Origin of the sequence: Pseudomonas mercuritolerans (assembly GCF_025706525.1) — a bacterium.
Lineage (GTDB): Bacteria > Pseudomonadota > Gammaproteobacteria > Pseudomonadales > Pseudomonadaceae > Aquipseudomonas > Aquipseudomonas mercuritolerans.
Map to the genome: position 1 here is coordinate 115,585 of NZ_JAMSHA010000007.1, position 21,596 is coordinate 137,180.

The 21,596-nt window shown below is 60.5% G+C and carries 14 protein-coding genes; 2 read left to right on the forward strand and 12 right to left on the reverse strand.

Annotated elements, in window-relative coordinates; genetic code table 11:
• Positions 1 to 103 precede the first annotated feature (103 nt).
• The 11 genes from ND528_RS20230 to ND528_RS20280 form a co-directional block, all read right to left on the reverse strand.
• Positions 104 to 3,181 (reverse strand): autotransporter serine protease, encoded by a 3,078-nt coding sequence (locus tag ND528_RS20230; RefSeq protein ID WP_263471037.1) that lies wholly within the window; start codon positions 3,179 to 3,181, stop codon positions 104 to 106.
• A gap of 238 nt (positions 3,182 to 3,419) precedes the next feature.
• Entirely contained in the window at positions 3,420 to 6,365 is a 2,946-nt protein-coding gene (gene eprS, locus ND528_RS20235) for an autotransporter serine peptidase EprS (protein WP_263471038.1), read from the reverse strand.
• A 294-nt stretch (positions 6,366 to 6,659) separates the two neighbouring features.
• Entirely contained in the window at positions 6,660 to 8,030 is a 1,371-nt protein-coding gene (locus ND528_RS20240) for a TolC family outer membrane protein (protein WP_263471039.1), read from the reverse strand.
• Positions 8,031 to 8,032: 2 nt separating this feature from the next.
• Positions 8,033 to 9,382 (reverse strand): HlyD family type I secretion periplasmic adaptor subunit, encoded by a 1,350-nt coding sequence (locus ND528_RS20245; RefSeq protein WP_263471040.1) that lies wholly within the window; start codon positions 9,380 to 9,382, stop codon positions 8,033 to 8,035.
• Entirely contained in the window at positions 9,379 to 11,154 is a 1,776-nt protein-coding gene (locus ND528_RS20250; RefSeq protein WP_263471041.1) for a type I secretion system permease/ATPase, read from the reverse strand. Before ND528_RS20250 ends, ND528_RS20245 begins: the two co-directional genes overlap by 4 nt.
• A gap of 168 nt (positions 11,155 to 11,322) precedes the next feature.
• Positions 11,323 to 11,745 carry a protease inhibitor Inh/omp19 family protein gene (locus ND528_RS20255; RefSeq protein WP_263471042.1) on the reverse strand — a complete coding sequence of 141 codons (423 nt, stop codon included), beginning with the start codon at positions 11,743 to 11,745 and terminating at the stop codon, positions 11,323 to 11,325.
• A 91-nt stretch (positions 11,746 to 11,836) separates the two neighbouring features.
• Complete coding sequence (locus ND528_RS20260) at positions 11,837 to 13,282, reverse strand: serralysin family metalloprotease (RefSeq protein ID WP_263471043.1); 1,446 nt, start codon at positions 13,280 to 13,282, stop codon at positions 11,837 to 11,839.
• A 455-nt stretch (positions 13,283 to 13,737) separates the two neighbouring features.
• The gene (locus tag ND528_RS20265) at positions 13,738 to 14,823 is read right to left on the reverse strand and encodes a polyamine ABC transporter substrate-binding protein (RefSeq protein WP_263471044.1); all 1,086 of its coding nucleotides are present in this window, start codon (positions 14,821 to 14,823) and stop codon (positions 13,738 to 13,740) included.
• 55 nt (positions 14,824 to 14,878) lie between these two features.
• Positions 14,879 to 15,223 carry a cupin domain-containing protein gene (locus ND528_RS20270; protein ID WP_263471045.1) on the reverse strand — a complete coding sequence of 115 codons (345 nt, stop codon included), beginning with the start codon at positions 15,221 to 15,223 and terminating at the stop codon, positions 14,879 to 14,881.
• A gap of 31 nt (positions 15,224 to 15,254) precedes the next feature.
• The gene (locus ND528_RS20275) at positions 15,255 to 16,661 is read right to left on the reverse strand and encodes an NAD(P)/FAD-dependent oxidoreductase (RefSeq protein ID WP_263471046.1); all 1,407 of its coding nucleotides are present in this window, start codon (positions 16,659 to 16,661) and stop codon (positions 15,255 to 15,257) included.
• Between the two features lie 52 nt (positions 16,662 to 16,713).
• Positions 16,714 to 17,529, reverse strand: a complete 816-nt coding sequence (locus ND528_RS20280; protein ID WP_263471047.1) for a helix-turn-helix domain-containing protein — start codon at positions 17,527 to 17,529, stop codon at positions 16,714 to 16,716.
• Positions 17,530 to 17,794: 265 nt separating this feature from the next.
• Between ND528_RS20280 and ND528_RS20285 the strand changes: the two genes are divergently transcribed.
• Complete coding sequence (locus ND528_RS20285) at positions 17,795 to 18,067, forward strand: DUF1652 domain-containing protein (RefSeq protein WP_039761582.1); 273 nt, start codon at positions 17,795 to 17,797, stop codon at positions 18,065 to 18,067.
• A gap of 49 nt (positions 18,068 to 18,116) precedes the next feature.
• On the opposite strand, the gene ND528_RS20290 is transcribed toward ND528_RS20285, so the two are convergent.
• Positions 18,117 to 20,591, reverse strand: coding sequence for a UvrD-helicase domain-containing protein (locus tag ND528_RS20290; RefSeq protein ID WP_263471048.1), 2,475 nt, complete (start codon positions 20,589 to 20,591; stop codon positions 18,117 to 18,119).
• A 257-nt stretch (positions 20,592 to 20,848) separates the two neighbouring features.
• Between ND528_RS20290 and ND528_RS20295 the strand changes: the two genes are divergently transcribed.
• Complete coding sequence (locus ND528_RS20295; RefSeq protein ID WP_016774845.1) at positions 20,849 to 21,544, forward strand: pirin family protein; 696 nt, start codon at positions 20,849 to 20,851, stop codon at positions 21,542 to 21,544.
• The last annotated feature ends 52 nt before the right edge of the window (positions 21,545 to 21,596 follow it).

Here is a 21,596-nt window from a genome sequence, read left to right on the forward strand (position 1 = left end):
TTGGATCTTCTGCACATTTGGATTTTTGTACTCGAACAATCCCATGAGCAGCGCTCCCTTTTCTTGAAAAACCGGCAGCCCGAGAAGCGCTGCCGGTTACGCCTCAGAACTGCCAGTCGAGCGTCAGACCGACTCCGTGATCTTTCTCGTTGGAGCCGATCAAACCGTTGTAGTCGAGGCTGACCCGCACGTCGCGATTGAGCGCCAGCCCGGCGCGCACGCCCACCACGGCAGCGTCACGATCCATCGACACGCTCTGCACGGTGAACGCGCTGTTGCCGTTGGCGAAGGCCAGATGGCTGTCGGCATCGACGCTGCTCAGGTTGTGCTGCCAGCCGAGGCTGGCGCCCAGTTCCAACTGATGCTTATCCGACAAGGCGAAGCTGCGCTTGGCGCGCACGCCGAGGGTGGAGAGCACCACGTCGCGGTTGTCTTCGCCACCCTTGAGCGCGGCAGCGTCACCCTTTTCGGTGAAGCTGTCGGTGTTGAGGTGCACGTAGGACAGATTGGCGAACGGCTCCAGGTTCATCGGTTGCAGGCCCAGGTCGTATGCGACCTCGGTGAACAGTTGCGCGGTGGTCGCGTCACGTTTGGTTTTCTGTTTGCCGCTGACGTCGCCGAACTGCAGATCACGCTTCACATCGATGCGATGCCAGCTGTAGGCGCCGCCGACGGTCAGGCGCAACGCGTCGATTTCGTGGCCCAGGTACGCACCCAAATGGTAGCTGTCGACCGACGCCGAGGAATGCGTGCCGCTGCCCATGCTCAACGAACTGTCGCTGTAACCGGTGACGAAACCGAGACGGGTATCTTCAGCGATCAGCCCGTCGACACCGGCCAGCAGCCCACCGATGGAGCTGTTGGAGTCGGCATTGTCATGCCCGCCATCGCTTTCGCCCCACGATCCGAGGACCTTGACCCAGACGTTGCTGCGCTCATCAGTCGGCGCATCGGCGTTGAACAGATCACGCTCCCGCAGGCGCTCGCCGACGGCTTCGCGCAGGTAGCGGCTGTCGTTGATCAGCAGCGTGCCGATGGCCGGGTGAATCTCGCCGGACAACTGTTGAAAGGCCTGCTGCGCCGACGCCGCGTTGGGCGACAGCAACAGGGTTTCGAACAGCGCATTGCCCGCGCCCAAACTTTCGGCGGCGGCACCGACGGCGCGTTGGTTCGGTGTCAGACCGACGCTGGCAAACGATGCCTCATTACGCCCGACCGCCAGCTGGATGCCGCCCGCCGAGTAATCGAGGGTGCCGCCGAGGAACGCGTAATTCGGCAAGACCTGCCCGAAGCGCCCTTCAATGCCGCCCGCCGCTTGCAGAATGTTGTAGCGGGTGCCGAGCAGGCTTTGCACTTCGCCGGTGCTGAGCAAGGTCGGGCTGTTTTCCAGCGACAGGCTCACCGTGGCGCCGTCGATGACGGCTTTGCCGCCCGCGACGATCTGGTCGCTGCTGGTTGGCGACAGCTCTACGGCGTAGGTTGAGCCCGGCGCGAAGGTCACGTCCCCCGCCACATTCAGGGTGCCGATGGAGTTGCCCGGCGCCACCGTACCACCGCTGTTCACCGCCAGCGCGCCGATGCGGCCATTGCCGCCGAGGATGCCGCCGTTGTTGACGGTGACCGCCGATTGCAGCGAACCGTTGATGGCCAGACGGCCTTGATTGACCAGGGTCGGGCCGCTGTAAGTGTTGTTGCCGGTCAGCACCAAAGTGCCGATGCCTTGCTTGGTCAGACCACCGTGGCCGCCGATGTCGTTGCGCCAGGTGTCGAGGCCGCACGTGATGTCGCTGCACACGCGTTCGGTCGGTTTGCCCTGATCGATGATCGCGCCGATGCCCGGCAGATCGGCGACAAACTGGCCGGAACCGTAAGCGCCCTGCACGCGGAACTCCTCGGGAATGTCCTGCTCAGTGACGAACATTGCCGGGCCGTCGATGGCCTTGCGCAGGTTGATCATGCCCCAGCCGTACAAGGCGTCGATGCCCGGTGCGCCAAGGTCGGTGGCGGTGGTGCGCAATACGCTGGCGACTTGATCGCCGGACATATACGGGAAGCGTTCCATCAACACCGCGATGGAACCGGCCACGTGTGGCGCGGCCATCGAGGTGCCGTTGTAGTTTTTGTAGCTGGTGGTCAGGTTGTCGGCGTTGGTACCTTCGATGATCGAGCTGTAGATCTTGGTGCCCGGCGCCGACACGCAATAACTCGCCGTATAGCCGCAACGCGAGGAGAACGTGCTGATCACGTAGGGATTGGCGCTGGCGGTGTCCGGGTTCTGCTGCAATGCGGCGACGGTGATCCAGTTCGGCGCGATGTCCGGAACGAAATAACCGAGGCCGGCAATGGCATCCGGGTTGTTCAGGTTGTAGTCGTTGCCGGCGGCAAAAATGGTGACGATGCCGCTGCGTGCGGCGGCAATCGCGCCGTCGTAGGCGCCGCCGGGTTTGGTGCCGAGCAGGGTGCGGATTTCGTTGAACTGCAACTGCGCGTCGTTGACGGTGAAGTGCGGATACGCCGGATCGCGGCCGCCGAGGTCGAAGCGGTCGGTGATGCCGATGCCCCAGCTGTTATTGATGATCCGCGCTCCGCTGGCGATCAGCGCATCCCAACCGGCCTTGTACACCGCGCCGTCGTTGCCACGCACGATGCCGTCTTCAGGCCCCGGGTCGCCGTTGTCGGCGCTGATGATCTGCGCCCCGAATGCGACGCCATGCATCACCCCGCCGTCGCGACTGCCCGCCGCGATACCGCCGACGTGGGTGCCATGGGCACCGAGCTTGCCGTCGGAGCCGACCGAGGGCGAACCGTCATAGCGGAACGCGTCGCCGGCTTTCACCGGAATATACGGGTCGGTGTATTCGCGGATACCACTGGTGACCAGGGTGACGACTTTGTTACTGCCAGAGAACTCCGGATGCGCGGCGTAGACCGGCTGATCGAAGATGCCCAGCTTCACGCCTTTGCCGGTGTAGCCGGCGGCGTAGGCGTAATCCGCGCCGATCGCGCCCAGGCCCCAGTCGGCCTTGAATTCATTGCTGCGCCAGCTCGACGGATCGCCGTTGTGGCCGTTTTCCACATAAGGCGCTGCCTGCGCCATCGCACTGGCACAGAGCATGGCGACTGTCAGGGTTTTCAGGGCAAAGCGGCCGCCCGATTGCGCGGGGGTATTGTTGTTATCCATCCACGACCTTCCTTAGTGATGTTGCGAAAAATCCGGTTGTTTCAATAGCTGTGGCGAGAGGCACCTTTGTCCGCTGTAGCCAATGACAAACCGCACCTGTGGCGAGGGGATTCATCCCCGTTGGGTTGCGAAGCGACCCCCCGGCAATTTTTCCAACCTACGTAAACACTGGTTTTGCGACTGCTGCGGAGTCGAGCGGGGATGAATCCCCTCGCCACAGTGGCTCAAACACATGCAATCAGAACTGCCAGTTCAGGCTCAGCCCTACGCCATGCAGCTTCTCGCGGCTGGCCAGTTGGCCGTTGTAATCGAGGTTGACCCGCACGTCCTTGCTCAACGCCAGACTGGCCTGCACCCCAACCAGTGCGGCATCGCGAACCAGCGCCGAGCTCTCCACTGAGTACGGCGTGCCGCCGCTGGCAAAGCGCAAATGTTGTTCCGATTCGATATCGCTGAGGCTGTGCTGCCAGCCGAGCCGCGCGCTGACGTCCAGCGCTTGCTGGTTCGCCAGATTGAAGGTTTTGCTCGCCCGCACGCCCAGGGTGCTCAACACCACATCGCGCTGATCGCCAGAGCTTTTCAACGCCGCGGCATCTCCTTTTTCGGTAAAACCTTCGGTGTCCAGATGCAGGTAGGTCAGGTTGGCGAACGGTTCCAGCGCCAGAGGTTGCAGCTGCAAGCGATACGCCGCCTCGGCGAAAACCTGAGTGGTGGTCGCATCAAGCTTGGCTTTCTGCTTGGCGCTGACCTCGTCGTATTGCAGATCGCGCTTCACATCGCCGCGATGCCAGCTGTACGCCGCGCCGCTACTCAGGCGCCAGGCGCCAATGTCGTGTCCGGCGTAAGCACCGAGGTGGTAGCTGTCGACTTTTGCCGAGGAATGGGTGCCCGAGCCCATGCTCAAGGAGCTGTCGCTGTAGCCGGTGACCAGACCGATGCGGGTCTGCTCATCAAGTGCGCCGTCGACACCGGCCAGCAGCCCGCCGATCGAGGTGTTGTAGCCGGCCGTGTCGTGGCCCGAATCGGTGCTGCCCCAAGCGCCAAGGGCTTTGATCCAGCCGTTGCTGCGGGTCGCCGATTCATCGTGCAACCGCTCGCCGACCGCATCACGCAACTGGCGGCTGTCGTTGATCAGCATTGTCCCCAGCGCTGGATAAATCTCGCCGCTCAGTTGCTGGAAGGCTTGTCGCGCCGAGGCCTGAGTCGGTGCACGAAGAACGCTTTCGTAAACTGAATTGCCAGCGCCCAGCCCTTCGACTGCAGCGGCCACCGAACGCTGGTTCGGCGTTTGCCCGACGCTGGCGAAGCTGGTCGCGTTGCGTTGGATATTCAGCTGAATGCCGGTTGCGGCGTAGTCGAGGGCGCCGCCGATGAACAGGTAGTTCGGCACCACCGCAGCGAACTGCCCCTGCACGCCACCTGCCGCTTGCAGGATGTTGTACTGGCGACCGAGCAGGCTTTGCGCTTCGGCGCTGCTGAGCAAGCTCGGGCTGTTTTCCAGCGCCAGGCTGACGCTGGCGCCGCTGACGGTTGCCGTGCCGCCGGCGACGATACGGTCGCTGCTGGAGGGCGATAGCTCGACGGCGTAAGTCGAGCCCGGGGCAAGTGTCACATCACCGCCGACGTTCAAGGTGCCGATGGAATTGCCCGGTGCGACCCGGCCACCGCTGTTGGCAGTCAACGCGCCGATGCGTCCGGAGCCGCCGAGGGTGCCGCTGTTGTTGACGGTGACCGCTGAGGTCAGCGAACCGTTGACCGTCAGCAGACCGCCGTTGACGGTGGTCGGGCCGCGATAGGTGTTTGCGCCGCTGAGCAGCAATTGTCCGGCACCGGACTTGATCAGGCTGCCCTCGTACACCCGGTTCGCCGCTGCCGCATCACGCAGCATGCCGACGGCGTAATCGGTCTGGTCCTGCTGACTGGCGCCGGCCGGGACACCGTTCTGCCAGCCTTTGTCCTGCAGGGTTTGCTGCCAGGCGCTGTGCTCGGCGAGGTCTTCGCCCTGGCGCTGGAGCAGCGCCTTGTCGGAGATGTCATTGCTCCAGACATCGCGCTGCCCTGCCCCCAGATTGGCATCGAACGCACCGAGCAATTGCCCCGGCCCGCGCATCGCCCGATTGAGATTGGCAACGCCCCAGCCGACGCGCTCGTTCGGTGCGTCGGTGACCGAGCCATCAAGTTGCGTGGCGGTGGTCAGCAGCACTTCGAGCGCCTGCTGGTTGTTCATGTACGGATAACGCTCCATCACCAGCGCCAGGGCGCCGGTCGCGTGCGGCGCCGCCATCGAGGTGCCGGATTTGATCGCGAAGCCGCCCCCGGGAATGGTGCTGTCGATCTTCGCCCCCGGTGTGGTGATGCACCAGTATTTGGCGATGCCGCACTGGTTGTATTTCTGCTGATTGCTCTGATCGAGCCCGGACACCGCCAGCCAGTGGCCCTCCAGATCCGGCTGAAAATACGGCAGCGCGGAACGTACACTGGCGTTCGGGTAGCCGCTGTTGCCGGCGCTGAAGACGTTGATCACACCGCGCCGGGAAACGTCGGCAGCGGCGTCGAGCCAGGTGCCCTTGTTCCAGTGCTGCGCGTAGGCGGCGTGCAGATCCGCGAGAGTGCGATAGCTGACATCCGGCGGCTGACTGCCCCAACTGTTGTTGATCGCCCGCACCCCGGCATCGGCGAGGCTGTCGTACACCGCTTTGAAATAACGCGGATCAGGGCTTGGACCGAAGAGGAAACTGTCGTTCTTGTTGGTGTTGCCGACGTAGATCTGCGCGTTGTACGCCACCCCGTGCATGCCGCTGCCGTCACGGGCGGCGCCCATGGTGCCGACCACGTGGGTGCCGTGGGAATCGTTGTTGGGGTTGAGCGTGCCGTCGACGTTGAACGCTGAGCCATCGACGTAGCTGCCGCTGGCGGTTACCGGGTGATAGCGATCGGCGGCGAATTCCGGGTGGGCGGCATCGAAACCGGAATCGAGCGCGCCGATCTTCACGCCCTTGCCGGTGATGCCGGCGGCATAGGCCTGATCAGCCTGCATGCGTTCCAGGCCCCAGTCACGCAGGAACTCGGCGCTGCGCCAACTGGCCGGATTGCCGGGCTCGCCGGGTTCGAGGTATTGCGCCTGAGTCGCCGAGGTCACCAGCAACAGCGTGCCGAGCGAAATCGGTTTGATGCGTACGTCCATGGTCATCACTCTCGTTTTTGTTGTTTTGTTCAGGGCTGAATTGCGTTGTCGCCTGTTCCCCTCACCCCAGCCCTCTCCCCGAGGAGAGGGAGCCGATTTGTATTGATGTAAACCTGCGTCCGGCTCGGTCGTTCAGGTCGATGCATCTCGCCAATTTCCCCGAATCGGTTTCCTCTCCCTGTGGGAAATGGAGCCGATTTCTATTGATGTCAAAACCTGCGTCCGGCTCGGTCGTTCAGGTCGATGCAGCTATCGCAGGCAACTCGGTCGATCCCCTCTCCCTCCGGGAGAGGGTTAGGGTGAGGGCTGTTGCGCGACCACAAATGCTTCGTCCACCCGCGCCAGATCCTGCTCATTCAGCGTCCCGGCGTAGTAATGCAATTTGGTCCACGCCATCAGATAGTCATAACGCGCCTGGGCCAGGTCGCGGCGGGTGGTGAACAGTTGCTGCTCGGCATTCAACGCATCGAGATTGGTGCGTTCGCCGCCCAAAATGCTTTGTCGGGTCGAGACCACCAGCGCCTCGGCCGACTTCAAGGCTTTCTGATAAGCGCGCAATTTGTTCACCCCGGACAGGCAGGCGCTGAACTGGCGGCGCAGTTCGATCAAGGTTTCGCGGGTTTTGCCATCCAGTTCGTATTCGGCCTGTTCCATGGTGCGGCTGGCTTGCCGTGTGGAGGCGGACACCCCGCCGCCGGCATACAGCGGCACGCTGACTTCCAGGCCGATGGTGTTGGTTTCGTAGCGCTGGTTATAGGTGTTGCCGCTTTCGGACTCGTTGTCGCGCATCGAGGCATAAGCACTGACTTTCGGCAGATGCCCGGCGCGGTTGCGCTCGACTTCATAGCGCGCCACTTCCACGGCCTGACGCTGCGAAGCGAGATTCGGGTTGTTGCTGATTGCCAGCTCATGCCAGGTGTCGAAGTTGGCCGGTTGCAGGGTGAAGGTCTGAAATTGCTGACCAAGCGGAGCCAGATCGACGATGTCCACCGCCGGCACGCCCACCAGCGCGCCCAGCTCGCGCAAAGCGGCATCCTGCTCGTTGCGCGCTTCGATCTCTTCGGCAGTCGCCAGCTCATAGCGCGACTCGGCTTCGAGAATATCGGTGCGCGTGCCCTCGCCCTGCTTGAACATGTGTTCGTTCTGCTGGAACTGCTGTTCGTAGGCCTTCTTCTTCGCCTGGGCGATGTCGATCTGGTCCTGGGCAAACAAGGCTTTGGTGTAGTTGTCCAGCACGCGCACCAACAGCTCCTGACTCTTGCCGCGAAAGGCTTCGTCGGCGAACAACGACTGCGCGACGCCCTTGCGATACGCCGCGTAAGCCTCGTAATCGAGCAGCGGTTGCTGCACCGTGAGCGCCGAGCCGTAACTGCTGTAATTACGCTCATCGGTGCGGTTGCGCGCACGATCATCCAGAGACGTAGCCTTGGACGAGTTGCGGCCCTTGTTGTAGGTGTAGCCGATCCGTGGCAGCAACCCGGCGCGGCCAATCGCGCGGTTTTCCAGGCCGGCATCGCGCTCCTTGATCGCCCCCAGGAACACCGGATCATTGCGCAACGCCTGTTCGTAAATCTCGAATGGCCCCATGGCCGCGACTGCCGAGTGACTCGCGAGCAGCGTCATTGCGGCCCCCAGCATGCAAAGCTTTTTCATACAGCCGAACATCCTTATTCCTCGGTCAACGCAGAACCGGCGCGATCGAGCAGCGGTTTGAACAGGTAGTTGAGGAGTGAACGCTCACCGGTGCGCACGAACATTTCCGCCGGCATGCCGGGTTTGATCACCAGGCCGTTGAGCTTTTCCATGGCCTGATCGCTGACGCTGCTGCGCAACACGTAATACGGCATACCGGTTTTCTCATCGACCATCTGGTCGGCGGAGATCAGGCTGACTTCGCCGGGCACACGCGGGGTTTTGCTCTGGTTGAACGCGGTGAACAGGATGTCCACCGGCAAATGCGTGCCGACCTTGTCGATCAGGTTGATCGGCAAGTGCCCTTCCACTTCCAGGGTGGTGCCCTGCGGAACGATCTCCAGCAAGGTTTCGCCCTGACGCACCACGGCGCCTTCAGTGTGCACACCGAGGTTGACCGCCACGCCATCGGCGGTGGCGAGGATCTCGCTGTGTTGCAGATCGAAACCGGCGGAGGTCAGCTGTTCGGACAGCGTCACGCTTTTCAACTGCGCATCGGCCAGTTGCGTACGCACTTCCTTCTGGTATTCCTCGCCGTGCTGCTGCAACTTCAGGCGCGACTCAAGGATGCCCTGCTCCACGCGCCCGCTTTCACCGGTGTTTTCTGCCAGCTGCTGCTGCACTTGCGACAGTTGCCGCTGGTAGTCCATCAAGCGGTTGCGCGGGATGTAGCCGTTGTCGGCCAGCGGTTGCAGATTGCTCAATTGTTGCTGCAAGGAACTGGCCTGAGCATTGAGGTCGCTGCGGGCGCGGCGCATGCCGGCCAGTTGCGCAGTGGCGCCTTCAATGTTGGCGCGCAGTGCCGCTTGTTCCCGGGAGAACGCTTCGCGGCGGCTGCTGAACAGTTGCCGCTGGCCTTCCAGCACCAAGGCCAGGCGCGGATCCGGGTCGTTGCTCAGCTCGGCCGGAAAGCTCACTTCCTTGAGGTTGTCGCGCTCGGCCTGCCAGCGCGCGAGGCTGGCCCAGGCCATGCGGTATTGCGCCTGCAGCGATTGCACATCGGCAGCCACTTGCGTCTGGTCAAGGCGGAACAGCGGCTGGCCCTGCTTCACGATCTGGCCTTCGCGCACCAGAATCCGGCTGACCACGCCGCTGCTCATCGACTGCACAGCCTTGCGTTTGCCCGACACCACCACGGTGCCCTGCACTGGAATGCCCTGATCCAGCGGCGCCAGCGCCGCCCAGGTGAAGAAACTGCCAGCGCCGACGATGGCCAGAATCCAGCCCATGCGCGCGAAGAATTTCGCGTCGCGTTCCGGGCGTTCGGTGATGTAGCCGTGTTCCATGGTCGCTTCGTTTTCAGTGTTCATGCTGGCGCTGCTCATACACCCGAATTCCTTGTCGAGGGCTGATACTGCCGGCTCATGCTGAGCCCGCCCGGTGTTTGTGCGGCTTTTTCACGTTGCTGTTCGTGCTGACCGGAAAGTGCCTTGAGCACATCCTGACTCGGGCCGAACGCCTGCAAACGGCCGTCGTTGAGCACGAGCAATTTGTCAGCCTGAGCCAGCACCGAAGAACGATGGGTGACCAGAATCACCGTGGTGCCCTGAGCCTTGAGTTGCGCGATGGCGCTGGCCAGTGCCGCTTCGCCGACGGTATCGAGATTGGAATTGGGTTCATCCAGCACCACCAGACTTGGCGTGCCGTACAGCGCGCGGGCCAAGGCCACGCGTTGCTTCTGGCCACCGGACAAACCGCTGCCGTCCTCGCCCAGTTGCGTGTCGTAGCCTTGCGGCAGGCGCAGGATCATCTCGTGAACGCCGGCCTGCTGCGCGGCGGCTACGACTTTTTGCGGGTCGGCTTCGCTGAAGCGCGCGATGTTTTCGGCAATGGAGCCGCTGAACAGCTCGATGTCTTGCGGCAAATAACCGATATACGGGCCGAGCTGGTCGCGGTTCCAGCGGTGAATATCGGCACCGTCGAGGCGCACGGTGCCGCCCAGAACCGGCCACACGCCGACCAGCACCCGAGCCAGCGTCGACTTGCCGGAACCGGAGGCGCCGAGCACGCCGAGCACTTCACCAGCGCCCAGATTGAAATTGACCAGATGCAGCGTCGCCGCACGCTGCCCAGGCGGGCCGGCGCTGACTTGTTCGAAGGTGATCTGGCCTTTCGGTGCCGGCAGTGCCATCGCCTCGTCGCTTGGCGGAAACGCCTGCAACAGCGCATCCAGACGCCGGTAAGCCAGCTTCGCCCCGCTCCACTGCTTCCATACGGCGATCAACTGGTCGATCGGGCTCAGCACGCGGCCCATCAGGATCGAACCGGCGATCATCATCCCCGCAGTCATGTCGCCCTTGATCACCAGCAACGCGCCCAGGCCCAGCACCAACGATTGCAGGCATAGACGCAAGGTCTTGCTCAGCGAACTGATCACCGCGCCAGTGTCGCTGGCCTGGTTCTGCAAGCCGAGAAAGCGCGTATGCATGCCAAACCAGCGCTTGCGCAGCGAGCCGAGCATGCCCATGGCCTGAATGGTTTCGGCGTTGTGCAGATGGCTGGTGGCCAACTGGCTGGATTGCTGGGAAAAACCGGCGGCTTCGCCCAGCGGTTTTTTGGTCATGTATTCGTTGAGGCAGGCCAGTGCAATCAGCAATAACGCGCCCGCCGTGGCCAGCACGCCGAGCCAGACGTTGAACAGGTAAATGACAAACAGATAGACCGGGAACCACGGCGCATCGAAGAAGGCGAACAGCGCCGGGCCGGTGACGAACTGGCGGATATGGGTCAGATCGCCCAGCGACTGCCCGGCATTGCCTTCGCCCTTGAACAGATTGCGCTCGAACGCGGCTTGATAGACCCGCAGGTTGAAGCGGCGCTCAAGCTGACTGCCGATACGGATGACGATGAAGCTGCGGATCAGTTCCAGCAGCCCGATAAAGGCGAAGAACCCGACCACCATCAGCGACAGCATTGCCAGGGTGGTTTCGTTCTGCGACGAGAGCACCCGGTCGTAGACTTGCAGCATGTAGATCGACGGTACCAGCATCAATACGTTGATCAACGCCGTAAAACAACCGACGCTGATCAAGATGCTTTTGTAGTCACCCAGTGCCTTGATTAACGGAGCGGTGGCCGGAGACTTCGCCATCTTCATTGATTCTTCCTGAATTCATGTTCTCGTCATTACGGACGAGCATTCCATTGATATTTCGCCTACCTGCCGAAGAGGACTTGCAAGTAGTGCTTACAATTTCATAACAAGTTAACCAGTGGTCGCTTATTACTTATGATCACTGGTGCTTATCAACTTTCCAGGCATTGCTTATTGCGGCGCACGCTCTAGCGTGATGACTAATCCGCCATCCAGTTTTTTTGTATAAACGCTCCCACGCTGGCGGCTGAAAAACGCAATTTTCGAACCTTTCTCGCCGATGATGGCAACGCCATCGGGCTCCGGAAACCAGCTTATCGGCGCTTCGCCCAACCACGCGGCCAGACATTCAGTGCCCTCGCCCAAAGTCTGGTTCGGCGCAAGCTCGACCAGGCAAGTGTTCGACGGCTTGTCTTGCAACGACCGCGTTTCGGGTGTGTCGTTGTGACCGGTCAATGTGGCCTGCCAGCGCCCGGCAAATGCCGAGGGGTCATCGAGTCTGAGGCTGCTCGCCATGCTTGTCGCTCCGGTCATCATCAGCGTGACTGCCATCAGCCATGCCATCGTTGTGTACGTAAAAACATTTCCGCGCATAGGACATTTCACTTCCGCTCGTAGCCTTGCTCGGCGATCAGGCCGATGCAAGCGAAGAAAGCGACGCACGAGGCGCCGCTTTCCTTTCACATCACGCCACGATGTCGCTGGTCGCTGCCTGGCCAACGGTGCTGACGATGAAGTCAGCCACGCCATGCCCGGAGAAATCCACCGACAACAGGCTGTTGCCGCCCGACGAGGTCAGCACTGCGTCGCCGGCAGAACCGGTGAAGCTGTTGACGAAGTGCAGGCCCGCGCCGTTGGTGATGCCGGTCAGGTCGATTTTGTCCAGACCGCTGACGAAATCGAGAATCTGATCGATCGCCCCCGGCTTGGAGTCCGAGCTGGCGGCGAACACAAAGGTGTCCGAACCGGCGCCGCCCCACAGTTTGTCGGCACCGCCAGCGCCGAAGAGGATGTCGTTGCCGGCACCGCCCTTCAGTTCGTTGGCCACGCTGTTACCGATCAACAGATCACTGCCCGAACCACCAATCGCGTTCTCGATGACTGCGCCCTTGGCGATCGACACGTTGCCGACCATGCCGCCAACGTCGGAGAACGAAGCGCTATTGAGGTTGATTTTCTGGTTCTGGGTAAACCCGGAAAAGTCCAGGGTATCCTTGCCGCCGGCATCCCAGACCGAGAACACCACCTTGTCGCTCGACGAAGAAGCGCTGAGGAAATCACGGCCGGCATTGGAATTGAAGCCGTAGGTGGTGTCGCCGGTGCGGGTGCTGGTGTTGGCGCCGTAGAGTTTCTGGATGGCTGCGATGTCATCCATCAGCGGGCCGGACGAATAGGCTTCGACGCCACCCTTGCTGAAGTTCTGGTTGGTGTTGCTTTCGCTCCAGTAACTCATGACGCTGTAGCCACGGGTGTCCTGGCCATAAGTCGCGTCGTTGTAAGTCGGGTTGCCGTTGCCGGCGTTGTAGTCGCCGGGGTGCGCAAGGCCAAGGGTATGGCCGATTTCGTGGGTCAGGGTCTGACGCCCGTAGTTGTTCAGATCCGGGTTCTTGTTCTGCGTGTAACCGCTGTTGATCAGGTACCACGAAGTACCGTCATAACCAGCTCCAGTGCCTGGCAGATAGGCAAACGCCGCAGCGCCATCCTGACCACCGCTGTAGTTACCGAAGGTCATGTGCCCGTCACCGCCCGAGGCTTTCTCGGTAAAGGTGACATTGGCCACGTCGGCCCACGACTGCATGGCGAGCTTGGCCTGCGCCTGTTGCTGCGCGCTGAACTGACTGAACCCGCTGATGCCGTGCTTGTTCATCGTGCTGTTCGAGGCCGAGGTCAGGAACGTATAAGTGAGCTCGATCTTGCCGCTGCCGTCCTTGTCCTGGTAGGCAGCGCCGTCACGCAGCAATTGCGTAGCCGCCTGGTCGACGGTGTACGAGGGTTTGCCATTGACCGTGAGGTTGCCGCCACGGTCGTACTGATGGCTGAAGCTATTGATCTGGTTGTACGCCGAGCTGAACGCGGCCAGTTGGAAAGCCTGTTCGGCGGAATCAACAGCATTGGTTTTAACTTTCGACATAAACACACTTCCTTGTTTAGCAATGGAACAGTTTTTGTCCGACAGGACGATCTTTGGCGAGATCGTCCTATTACTCGCCCAATGAAGGCGTAACGAACCTGACACAATTGGAAATCTGTCGTAAAGAGTTTTTTTGCGATCCAATTTGGTGGTATCAGGAAACTGCCGTAAACAAAGCGCGCGGGGAGGAAAGATTGTTTTTAGTTGCGATGAGGGTGGAAATTGTCTGACGATTTTCTATTTAAATATTAAATATCGCTAAGTTTGAATTTGTTGGGCAAGTCACACTTTCAGTCGGCAGTGCCAGTGCTTTGATATCAACTCCGCGACGATATTCGAACTGTAGGAGCTGACGAGTGAAACGAGGCTGCGATCTCTTGATCTTGATCTTCAAAAAATCAAATCAAAAGATCGCAGCCTCGTTGCACTCGTCAGCTCCGACAGAGGACGGAGGTTCAGCTACCGGTGCGGATCTTGTTCCACACCCGCGTCCGGATCCGGTCGATATTCAGCGGCATCGCTTCCAGCGCGAACAGCTTGCCCATCATCTCCGGGCTCGGGTAAACCTTGGTGTCGTTCTTGATTGCCGGGTCGATCAGTTTGTCGGCTTGTTCGTTGCCATTGGCGTAATGCACGTAATTGGTGATACCGGCCATGACATCGGGGCGCAGCAGGTAGTTCATGAAGGCGTAGCCGGCCTTTTCGTCCGGTGCGTCGGCGGGCATGGCGACCATGTCGAACCAGATCGCCGCGCCTTCCTTGGGAATCGCATAACCGATCTCGACGCCGTTCTTGGCTTCCTTGGCGCGGTTCTCCGCTTGCAGGATGTCGCCGGAAAAGCCTACTGCTACGCAGATGTCGCCGTTGGCCAAATCACTGGTGTACTTGGAGGAATGGAAGTAGCTGACGTAAGGCCGCACTTTCATCAGCAGCGCTTCGGCTTTCTTGTAGTCTTCGGGATTTTTGCTGTGGTGCGGCAGGCCCAGGTAGTTGAGCGCCGCCGGGAGCAATTCCGGGCCGTTGTCGAGGATCGCCACGCCGCACTTCTGCAGTTTTTCCATGTATTCGGGCTTGAAGATCAGATCCCAGGAATCCACCGGCGCGTTGTCGCCCAGCACCGCTTTGACCTTGGCAATGTTGTAGCCGATACCGGTGCTGCCCCACAGATAAGGGAAACCGTGCTCGTTGTCAGGGTCGTTGGTTTGCAAGGCCTTGAGCAGCGCCGGGTTGAGATTCTTCCAGTTCGGCAACTGACTCTTGTCGAGTTTCTTCAGCGCCCCGCCCTGAATCTGCCGCGCCATGAAGTGGTTCGACGGAAAAACCACGTCGTAACCGGATTTGCCGGTCATCAACTTGCCGTCGAGGGTTTCGTTGCTGTCGTAGACGTCATAAGTGACGCCGATGCCCGTGTCTTTCTGGAAGTTCTTCGTGGTGTCCGGGGCGATGTAGTCGGACCAGTTGTAGACCTTGACCGTCTCGGCCGCGTGACTGACGGAAGCGGCCAGCAGCAGCGGCGCCAATGCGAGGGTTTTCTGGATCATGGGGCGATTCCTGTATGGGCTTTTTTTGTTGGCAGGCAATCAAAGGATCAAACAATCAGAAAATCAGCACGTAGCTCTTGCGCACGGTTTCCTGGATATCCCAGATCCCGAGCGTGTTGGCTGGCAACATCAGTGCGTCGCCGCCTTGTATGTGCAGGGTTTCGCCGCCACCGTCAGGAGTGAACGTGCAACGCCCGGAAATGAAATGGCAGAACTCCTGCGCGGTGATCTGCCGCCGCCAGCGGCCCGGGGTGCATTCCCAGACGCCGGTTTCGACACCGTCGTCGCGCTCGACACCGGTGGTCGAGGCAATTGCGACGGGTTCGCCGAGGGGCACGGCGACCGGGTTGGATTCTTCGAGCTCAAGCGTGGCGGTGTTCTTGAAGTGGGTGATGCTCATGGCGTGACCTGTTTATTGAGGGAAACGACGTTCAGTGCATGAAACCTTCCATGAACCCGGCAACCCGGCTGGCGAGTTTGCGCCGCCAGGGCGCGGTCGCGGGATTGGCCAGGGTCTGGTCTTCGTGCACGAAACTTTTGATGATCGCGTTGTAGCCGAGCCAGCGGCATGGCTCTGGCTCCCAGGCACGCAGCGCGTGAATGCCGCCGTCGGGCAGCACCCACGGTTGCTCGGTCAGTTCGCTGTCGCGCTCCAGAATAAGATCCGCCAGGGTGCGTCCGCCGAGGTTGCTGGCACCAACACCCTCCCCGCCGTATCCGCCGGACAACGCGATGCCGTTGGCGCGGTCGCAAAGCATGTGCGGCTTGAAATGCCGCGACATGCCGAGATTGCCGCCCCAGGCGTGGGTGATCTGCACATTTTTCAGCTGCGGGAACAGTTCGCCGAACAGATAGCGGCGCAACTCGACTTCATCGCGGGTGAGGTTGAAGTCATGGCGCAGCTTGCCGGCGAACTGATAACCGCCACGGGCGCCGAAGATCAGACGATTGTCGGCACTGCGCTGACCATAGGTGACCTGGCGGCTGAACTCGCTGAAGGCCTGGCCGCGATTGAGGCCGATTTCGTCCCAGGTCGCAGCGGACAGCGGCTCGGTGGCGACGATCAGGCTTTGCACCGGCAGCTGATAGCGGCCAAGTGGCGGCAGCGTCACCGAATACCCTTCTACCGCCGGGACGATCCAGCGGCTGCGCACGCTGGCCTTGGCGGTACGCAGACTGCCGGACTGCCAGTGGGTGACCGGACTGTTTTCGTAGATTTTCACGCCCATGTTCTGCACGGTCCGCGCCAGGCCACGCGCCAGTTTCGCCGGGTGAATGGTCGCGACATGGGGGGCGAAGATGCCGCCGTAGGGTTTGGCCACGCGGATCTGCTGGGCCAACTGCTCGGGACTGAGCCAGCGGTAATCGTCGTCAGTCAGACCTTGGGCATGCAGCTTGCTCAGGTAATCGCGCAGAACGGTTTCCTGCTCTGGATAGCGCGCAGCACAATAAAGCACCCCGCCCTTACGGTAATCGCAGTCGATGCCTTCGCGTTCGATGACGATCTCCACTTCATCGGGGATGCTGTGCAGCAGATCAAACGACGCCCGCCGTTGCTGCGGCGATAAGCCTGCGAGCAAGCGATCCTCGCCCAGCAAATTACCCATCAGCCAGCCGCCGTTACGCCCGGAAGCACCGAACCCGGCGGTTTGCGCCTCGACGATGGCGATATCCAGGCCGGGCGCCTGTTTCTTCAGGTAGTACGCCGTCCACAGTCCGGTGTAACCGGCGCCGATGATCGCCACGTCGACGTCCAGATCGCGCTCCAGCGCAGGCCGCGCCAGTAGCGGCTCATCGAGCTGATCCATCCACAAACTGATCGTGCGCCACGCCGACATGCCAGACTCCGCCACTGAAAACTTTCGATGGCGTCGATCCTAGTGGCTGCCTTCAGTGGATGTCTTGCGCGCGTGCCCGCAGGGAAATTTGTTTGGCGTAGGCCTTGGGCGACTGACCGGTGTGCTCGCGAAAGCATTTGTAGAACGCTGATAGCGAATTGAAGCCGGCGGCAAACGCTAGCTCGTCGACACGTAACGGCGGCGTGGCGCTGTCCAGCGCACGTAGCAAATGCTGCAGGCGCGCCTGATTGACGTAGCGATAGAAGCTTTGCCCCAGCACCTGATTGAGCAGATAGGAAATCTGATTGCGGCTGTACCCGCACTCCTTCGCCACCCGTTGCAGGTCAAGCTCAGGGTCCAGATAGGGCTGCTGCTTTTCGAAATACTGCTGCAGGTCTTCGGCCATGAAACTCAGCTGCCGCGGTGACAGACCCAGCCGACTGACCGCCGGGCGCTGACTCGGCGCCGAACTGCCATCGGCTTGCGTACGCACCAGCGAGGCGTACTCGTTGACGCGCCAGATCAAACCGTCCTTGACCGTGATCGCTTCGCTGGAGCGAAACGACACCAGGCCATCGCCGCCGCGCAAGGTCACCTCGTATTGAATGAACGCGGTGTTGCCGTCCACCCGGATTCGGTCGCAATGCTCGAGCAGTTCGTCGGATTCTCGCGGCATGCTCACGCGCACGTATTCGCGCAACTCGTTCAGACCAAGTACGCGATTCTGAAAGAAATCGTTGTATTGGATATCGGCGTGATAAAGCGCCATCACGCTGTCCAGATCCCGGTGTTTCCAGCTCAGGTGATAGCGCATGACCGTGGCGGCCGTGGCCTGGGTCTGTTCTGGGCCGTCGTCATCGGCGTGCATAAGCGGCTCGGCGAAAAAGAACCGAGCTTGCCCAACTTCCTCTGCCGCTTCAACGAAAAATCCATAGTGGCGTTTTGGCGATAATCGATGAGCCAGTGACTTACATCAAAAAATGCGAATCAATCGCTAAACGGACTGAAAAAACTCACAGTTTTTTCACACACGGATGCTACTTTTAAAGCTCAAGCACTGGTTGAGCCAATGAAGGCTCTTCCCACCTAACATGAGCAAAAGGAAGCGCTCGATGAAGCAGGCGGGCAACACCATGAATAAAGGGTTCAGCAAGGTCACTTTCCCCAACGCTTGCCAGCTGATGCGCTGGCATTTTCATCCAATGGGTTTCGAGGCAACGATGGATGCGCCGGGCAGCATGATCGCCCGTCTGTTTGATCGTGCCAGCGGCGAAACCATGATCGCCATCGCCGGCATTCCCTGCGCAACGGTGATGAACGCGGCGGACGTCGAGCGAATCATCGAAGCCATCGAGGATGAGCTGGAAGCTTTCACTCCTCCGGAATCTCTCAAGAACTACGCATAAGCGCCTGATTTAAAATAAAAAGCCCGCAGTGATGCGGGCTTTTTATTGATCAGGCGCTGGCCTTTTCGATCCGATGATCGACGAAGAAAGGCTTGCCCCTGGCAACTCGATCCGAGGCCCGCGGCATGTTTACCGCTTGGGTTTCCTGCGGTTCGACGTACCAGTAGCAATGACTGACGGCGCGTGTGATACCGACGTAGGCAAGGCGCAGGATTTCGTCCTTTTGCGCAGTGTCGTACGGCTCGCTGTCACCGCTTTTACCCAATCCCGCCATGCGATAGACCTGATTCTTGTACGGAGAGCTGGTCAGATGCTGGCAATCACCCAGCAGGAATACTGCATCAGCCTGCAAGCCTTTGGCGCTGTGATAGGTCAGTTGTTTCAGCCGCCGCGCGTCGTAGGGCAAGCTCGAATCTACATTAAGTACATGCTGAATATGCCGCTCTATCAATAACTTATCGCTACTTTTTCGATAAAGCATCAAGATTGAATCGCCGCGCCGGTAATGCTCGGCCAGGCGCTGACCCAATGCTTCATCATCCCGCTCAAGCACGTTGACCGGGTGAAGCGGCTTGGGCTCACCACTGGCCTTGGCCTTTTTGCCCGCTATCGCTGGCGCGGCACGGACGATGTGTTCGGCGGCGTCGATGATGTGCTGGTGGCTGCGGTAGTTGTCACTGAGCATGACCCGCGTTGTGCTCGGTGAAGGGAATTCCTTGTTGAACTCCATGAAGTAGCTCGGCGAACTGCCGCGCCAGCCGTAAATCGATTGCCAGTCATCGCCGACGCACAGCAGCGACGACCGCTGCGCCCCTCGCCCGACATGCATGGCCGGGCCACGGCTGCGGATTTCATTGAGGCTGGCACGAATCCACGAAACGATCTGCGGCGATACGTCCTGGAACTCATCGATCATCAAATGCGCCATAGGCCGCAGCAACTCATCGCCGAGCAGCTTGAGGTTTTCCGGCGAGTGCTCGCTGAACAACGCGAACATGCGGTTGTAGGTCATCACTGGCGGCTTCTGATCCAGCAAGTGATCTTCAAATGCGCGCCAGAACAGGCTCAGGGCTTCAAAGAAAAAGCGATCGGGATCGTCCTTGGCGAAGCTCATCCGACTGACCGCGTCCGGTACATCCAGGCCGAGGTTTTCGATAAAGCCTGCTGCGGCGACAAAACAATCCAGCAATGGCGCCGATGCCAGCTCGCCTTTGACCTTGTAATCAAAGCCGGGACCGGCGCTGGCATCTCCGGCCAACGTCGCAAGAACGCGTTTGGATGACTCGTAACTATCCAGCCATATCAATGGCTTACGGCAGAAAGCTTGAAACAGGGTGCGCTTGACCGCCCACTCTGCACGGACACTCAGCTTGGCGTTGGGTCGGGTCAGCTGGGCGTTTTCCCTGGGATCAGAGCCGAGCACCACCCAGGCATCGAGGCTGGGAATATAGCCGTGAGCGTGGAACTTCGAACCATTGATTTCGAAGGCCTGCCGATTCGGTTCGATGCCTTTGATCGGCCACGCCCCTGCGCGAAACCACAGATCCTCAATCACATCGCAGAGCTCTTCATCGCGTTTGGCCGCCAGTTCGGTGACCGCCATGCGTTTCTGCACATCGGGGTGATCGCGTTCCAGTTCCTTCAACTGTAACCCGGCACGGGACAGCGGCTGGATCAACTGGCGGAAACGCTCATCGTCGTTGAACAGCCGGTGATAACAAGCATTAAGTTGCTGGCGCTGCGCGTCATTGATACGCAGGTCAAACGGATTGCTGTCGACCTCCTCTGCGTCGCTTTGCGGGCGATCGCTGAGGTTCTCGAAGGCCTGCAAAAGCTCGAAACCCGGCAGGCTGCGGACCATCGGCAGAATGCGTGAGTGGAAGGTTCTGACCAGCTCGCGGGCCTGCTTGAGGTTCAGCGGCTGGCCCCACAGCGTGAAGATTTCGATGAGTTTGTTGATGAAGTCCTTACGCGATTCGCGGGTGAAGGTCACCACGGTCATCGAATCCAGCTCAAAACCCAGATAATGGCTGAGCAACAGAATGCGCAGCACCAGCGTGGTCGACTTGCCGGCGCCGGCACCAGCCACCACCGAGGTGGACGGCGTATCGCTGAAGATCATTTTCCACTGCGCGGCGCTGGGCTGGGCGTGGGCCGGAAGCAAACGGGCGACGTCAGCCTTGATGCGCTTCTTCAGTTCCGCCGTCAGCGGCAGGCGCCAGTCATCGAACAGGTTGTTATCGACGCTGGGCGGCCGATGCTCGGTGTTGCGGCTGTCGCGAATCAGCAGCACCTGGCGGCCTTCCTCCAACCCCTCAAGCTTGCCCTCCTTGAAACCGTATTCGACGCCGGCGGTGTGGCCACTGCGAAATCCGTCGGCTTGCCCGTGCAGCCACGACGCCCGGTGCTGGGCGCGCAGCTTGGTCAACCCGTGACCAAAGAATCGCGCGGCCAGACGTTTGAACCAGGGCATCTCCGCCAGTGGACGAAGTTCAGGGGGAAGATCGGGGATGTGTTGCGCCACGCTGACGGACTCCAGGGTGTGAGGCTGTGGCGGCTATGGTGTCTGGATTTGCTGATGAGTTCTAGCGAAATGCTTACAGGTCATCGGTTTAGGCGACGAATTGAAAGTCGGATGAGACGATGTCGAGGGGGGATTCCCATCAAATAACCTGATCATGATGCGGCAGTTTTTGCGCTTTTTATCGATGATTGCCTGATAGATGATCGTCGTCATCAACCACGGGCCTCGCCCTGACGAACCTTATTAAGGAGACGATCATGCTTGAACTCAGACCCTTCAGCTCGCTGGGCGGTGCCCATCACGGCTGGCTGGACGCGCATCACCACTTTTCGTTTGCCGAATACTACGATCCGCAACGGATGAGCTGGGGCAACCTGCGCGTGTGGAACGATGACATCATCGCTGCAGGCACCGGTTTCCCGCAGCATCCGCACCGCGACATGGAAATCATCACTTACGTGCGAGAAGGTGCCATCACGCACCAGGACAATCTGGGCAACAAGGGCCGCACCGAAGCTGGCGACGTACAAGTGATGAGCGCTGGCACCGGCATTGCTCACAGCGAGTACAACCTGGAGGACAAGGAAACCAAGATCTTCCAGATCTGGATTCTGCCGACCGAAACCGGTGCGCCGCCGTCGTGGGGTGCCAAGCCGTTTCCCAAAGGCGAGCGTGAGGGTTTTGTGACGTTGGCCAGCGGCAAGGACGGCGACGATGAGAGCTTGCACATTCGCGCCAATGCGCGTCTGGTCGCCGCGAACATCAAGGCCGGTGAAACCGCTGAGTACCGACTGGACGAGGGGCGTCGCGCCTATCTGGTTCCGGCCACCGGCGTGATCGAAGTCAATGGCTTGCGTGCCCAAGCGCGTGACGGCGTGGCGGTGGCACACGAGCAAGTGCTGACGGTCACGGCGATCGAAGACAGCGAGATCGTACTGGTCGACCTGGCTTGATCTGCAGGCAATAAAAAAGGGCAACCATTACGGTTGCCCTTTTTCATGTGCG